The sequence below is a fragment of the Pseudomonas edaphica genome (assembly GCF_005863185.1).
Classification (GTDB): domain Bacteria; phylum Pseudomonadota; class Gammaproteobacteria; order Pseudomonadales; family Pseudomonadaceae; genus Aquipseudomonas; species Aquipseudomonas edaphica.
Genome location: NZ_VBVZ01000551.1, coordinates 1 through 4,084, shown reverse-complemented (window position 1 = coordinate 4,084; position 4,084 = coordinate 1). Strand labels below are relative to the sequence as shown.

At 58.8% G+C, this 4,084-nt stretch carries 4 protein-coding genes; 1 reads left to right on the top strand and 3 read right to left on the bottom strand.

Features of this window, described 5'->3' with window-relative positions:
- Positions 1-431 precede the first annotated feature (431 nt).
- Together FEM54_RS26260 and FEM54_RS26255 are read right to left on the bottom strand one after the other, a co-directional pair.
- Entirely contained in the window at positions 432-1,616 is a 1,185-nt protein-coding gene (locus FEM54_RS26260; protein ID WP_026013734.1) for a DUF2252 domain-containing protein, read from the bottom strand.
- Positions 1,617-1,690: 74 nt separating this feature from the next.
- Complete coding sequence (locus FEM54_RS26255; protein WP_138453628.1) at positions 1,691-2,569, bottom strand: LysR family transcriptional regulator; 879 nt, start codon at positions 2,567-2,569, stop codon at positions 1,691-1,693.
- Positions 2,570-2,700: 131 nt separating this feature from the next.
- On the opposite strand from FEM54_RS26255, the gene ampC reads away from it, so the two are divergent.
- Positions 2,701-3,843, top strand: a complete 1,143-nt coding sequence (gene ampC / locus FEM54_RS26250; RefSeq protein WP_138453627.1) for a class C beta-lactamase — start codon at positions 2,701-2,703, stop codon at positions 3,841-3,843.
- Here ampC and FEM54_RS34435 read toward each other — a convergent pair.
- On the bottom strand, positions 3,840-4,084 hold a 245-nt coding region (locus tag FEM54_RS34435; RefSeq protein ID WP_205894433.1), incomplete at its 5' end, for a hypothetical protein. The two genes, ampC and FEM54_RS34435, sit on opposite strands and share 4 nt — an antisense overlap.

The following is a 4,084-nucleotide window of genomic DNA, read 5'->3' as shown; positions in this document are numbered from 1 at the left end:
CCGCTGTTGCTCTTCCAGCAGGCGGTTTTGCCGGTCGCGAACCAGGTCCTGGTCACCTGGATTGGTCGCGGCGAAGGCGCTGTTGTGAGCGCTGAGGCACAACACTGTCAGGCACAGTAATGGCCGAATCCATGGCGTGGACAAATGCATATTCGATCCGTCGATAATTGAAGGCGGAACGCTATCATCGAACTTTGAATATGCCAACATTCTGGCAATTTATAAAATAATCAGAATTAGAGATATAACTTATTGATATATATAAGAATAAAATATATTTTTGCATTTTTTGATATTTAATATTTCCGACAAACGGCAATAGACCCTGGCTTGACACTCTCAAAATAACGACTAATGAAATAGGAAATTTCCTAAATAATAGCGAAATTTTCTTAACGCCATAAATTAGCCACACCGCTCATGCGCCGCTTCTAGTGCTCCAACGCATACCGCCGACAATGGTTGAGATACCCCTGCTCATGGCTGCCCACCAACTGCACCACGCTGGTCCATAACCACGACGGCGCATCCAGCTGTTTGGAGCGGTTTTCCTGCAACACCGCCATCCACTCCTTGCGCGTATCGCGGTCCATCTGGCGGGCATGGGCGATGCCGACCACGCGGGCCAGGTAACCGGCGGCGTGCATGGCGTCGATCTCGCTCAGCTCATCGAGTTCCAGTTTCATGTCTTGAGGCAGCAGTTCCCGGATGAAGAAACCGTGATCGAGAAAACGTGTGGCCAGCATGCGCTCGCCCAGGCCCGGTGACAGCTGGCGGGCGCCTTCCACCACACGCCGGCCATTGTCGCGTGGCATCTTCGCGCGTGCCGCCCGGGGCGCGGCGGCGCCGACGGCTTCCTTGATGTCGATCAGGCAATATTCCTGGTCGTCCTTGTCGCCCACGCCCAACAAGGCTGCATAACGCAGCAAGCCGAGGGAGCTGCAGCCTTTGACCCAATAGGCCGAATCAAGCAATTGGACCTTGGCGTCTTTGGGCCGGCCTTTGAGCGAGGTCACCAACTGGTGGATTTCATCCGAGGCGCAAACACTTTGCAGCGCGCTCTTTTCCGCCCGCGACAATGACCAGAAGTGCTTGCCCAACGGAATAGTAGGCCGGGCATTTTCAATGCGTTCACGCGCCAGGTTTTTCCAGGTGCGTTCCACCGCGCTGCGCATGCCGGCCTTGACTTGGGAAGGACGCGGCGGCGCTTCATCGGGCTTGTCTTTGAAGGCTTGTTCGTAGCCCACCATCATTTCTTCCAGCATGCGTGCGGTGGTCACGCCCGGCAGGTCCGAGCCGCGTGCGGCGGTGGCCAACGACAGCGCCAGGCGCACCAGGTCATGGGCCGGGTTGCCGATCACGGTTTGGTCGAGGTCGCGGATATGCATGTCGATACGGCCCTTGGTATCACCCGTGGGGCCGAGGTTGCCCGCGTGGCAATCGCCGCAGATCCAGATCGCGGGGCCATGGGGCAAGCGGCGGCCGGGCTGGCTGTGCAGCCACTCGTAAAACTGCACCGTGCTGCCGCGCACATAAGCATGGGCCGAGCGCGCCATCTTCAGGTTGCGCAGTTGGATGAGGTGGGGCATGCGGGCAGAGGGGCGCGGAATTTTCATGGAAGCACTCGGTACGGGGTACGGTAGAGGCTGGCCCGTCACAAATGTTTCATTTTGTTTCAAGAATAAAAACTTCAAGCCTGGGCGGTGTGCGCTTTCAACCAGCCTTTGAACGCGGCCATGGCCGAGGTTTCGGCCCGCGACTGCAAGCGCGTCAGCCAATAACTGCCGGTGCTAATGCCCACGCTGAACGGCTGGCGAATCAGATCACTCTCCAGTTGCCGTGAGAACATCATCGCCGGCGCCAAGGCCACGCCGATGCCCTGCTGCGCGGCCTCCATCATCGCCAGGGACGAGTCGAACACGATGCTGCGCGGCACCGGCGTGTCGGCCGGCAGCCCGGCGGCCTGGAACCACAGGTTCCATTCATCGGCGCGGTAAGAGCGCAATAAGGTGTGCTTGAGCACGTCGTCCGGCGTGTGCAATTGCTCGGCAATCTGCGGCACGCACAGCACGGTCAACGGCGCGTCAAGCAACTGGCAGGCGTCGGTGCCATGCCAGGCGCCAGCGCCGAAGCGGATCGCGTAGTCGAGGCCCTCGGCGGCGACGTCAACACGGTTGTTGTGGGTCGACAGGCGCAGGTCGATAAACGGGTAGCGGCTTTGAAAGTCCGGCAAGCGCGGCAGCAACCAGCCGACGGCGAAGGTGCCCACCGCCCCGACGGTGAGCACTTCACGGTAATGGCCACCTTCGAACTGGCCTAAGGTAAGGGCAATCCGGTCGAAAGAGTCGCGCACGACCGGCAGCAGTGTTTCGCCTTCGCGGGTCAGCATCAGGCCGCGTGGCAGACGCTTGAACAAGGTGACGTTCAACTGCGCCTCCAGGCTTTTGACCTGATGACTGACTGCCGCCTGGGTCACGCACAGCTCGATGGCCGCTCGGGTGAAGCTCAAATGCCGGGCGGAAGCTTCGAATGCGCGCAACGCATTGAGCGGTAAATGGGAGCGCAGCATGCATGACCCTAAATTAACTAATGGCTGATGCGAGATATCATCGTTTGCCCGCCGAACAAAATCCACCTAGATTTGCCCCGCCTGCGCAGGCCTTGATCGTCAGCACATCTTTTACATGGAAGCGAACCCGCATGAATCACACCTTACAAAAAATTCTGTTCAGCGCCCTGTTAATAGGCTCCGGTAGCTGCATGGCCGCCACCGACCTGCGCACGGTAGTCGATGCCAGCGTTGCGCCGCTGATGCAGCAACAAGGGATCCCAGGCCTGTCGGTCGCGGTGGTTAACCAAGGCAAGGTTCAATACTTTAACTACGGTGTTGCATCAAGGGAAACCAAACAGGCCGTTAACCAAGACACCCTGTTTGAAATCGGATCGATCAGCAAAACCTTTACCGCCACCCTCGGCGGCTACGCCCAGGCTACCGGTAAGCTCCAGCTCTCGGATACCGCCAGCCAGCACCTGCCAGCCCTGGCCGGTGGCGTATTCGATCACATCAGCCTGCTGCAACTGGCGACCTACACACCGGGTGGCCTGCCGTTGCAGTTTCCCGACGCGGCCGACAATGCCGGTGCCATGCTCGGTTATTTCCAGCACTGGAAACCCGCGTATGCGCCGGGCGAACAGCGTTTGTATTCCAACCCCAGCATCGGCTTGTTCGGCTACCTCGCGGCGCAAAGCCTGGGGCAGCCGTTTAACGTTGCCATGGAGAAAACCTTGCTGCCCAAGCTGGGCCTGACCAACACCCACGTCAGCGTGCCGGCGAGCAAAACCGCTCAATATGCGCAAGGCTATGACAAAAATCTGAAACCCATTCGCGTCAGCCCCGGCGCCCTGGACAGCGAAGCCTACGGCATCAAGACCAGCACCCAAGACCTCGCCCGCTATGTGATTGCCAACCTGCACCCCGAGACCCTGGAAAAACCGCTGCAACAAGCGATCTCCACCACTCACGCGGGTTACTACACCGTCAATGGCATGACCCAGGGCCTGGGCTGGGAGCGCTACCCCTACCCGATCAAGCTGCAGGCCTTGCTGGAGGGCAACTCGACCGAAATGGCGATGCAGCCGCACAAGGTCAATTGGCTGACGCCGGCGCAGGCACAACCGGCCAACGTGCTGTACAACAAAACCGGCTCCACCGGCGGTTTTGGCGCGTATGTGGCTTACGTACCGAGCAAGGACATGGGTGTGGTGATTCTGGCTAACCGCAATTACCCGAATGCCGAACGGGTGAAGCTGGCTTATGCGATCTTGGGCGCGATGGACCACTAAGACCTGACAAAAACCAAATGTGGGAGCTGGCTTGCCTGCGATGGCGGTATATCAGTCACCGAATTGGCTGACTGAACCACCGCTATCTCAGCATAGGTATCTACACAACTGCCGGTTAAAACAAAGCCTGCGGTACGCCACTTGTTGTGGCGAGCAGGCTTGCCCTGCGTTGGGCTGCTCAGCAGCCCCCAGCAAGGGCACTGAAATTCTTTCTGAAAGAACTCAGCGCCTGGTTTTGGGG

What these genes read in the sequence shown, in the direction of transcription:
- FEM54_RS26260 (WP_026013734.1), bottom strand. Translation starts at nt 1,616, where the DNA reads ATGAAAATTCCGCGCCCCTCTGCCCGCATGCCCCACCTCATCCAACTG.
- FEM54_RS26255 (WP_138453628.1), bottom strand. Translation starts at nt 2,569, where the DNA reads ATGCTGCGCTCCCATTTACCGCTCAATGCGTTGCGCGCATTCGAAGCT.
- ampC (WP_138453627.1), top strand. Translation starts at nt 2,701, where the DNA reads ATGAATCACACCTTACAAAAAATTCTGTTCAGCGCCCTGTTAATAGGC.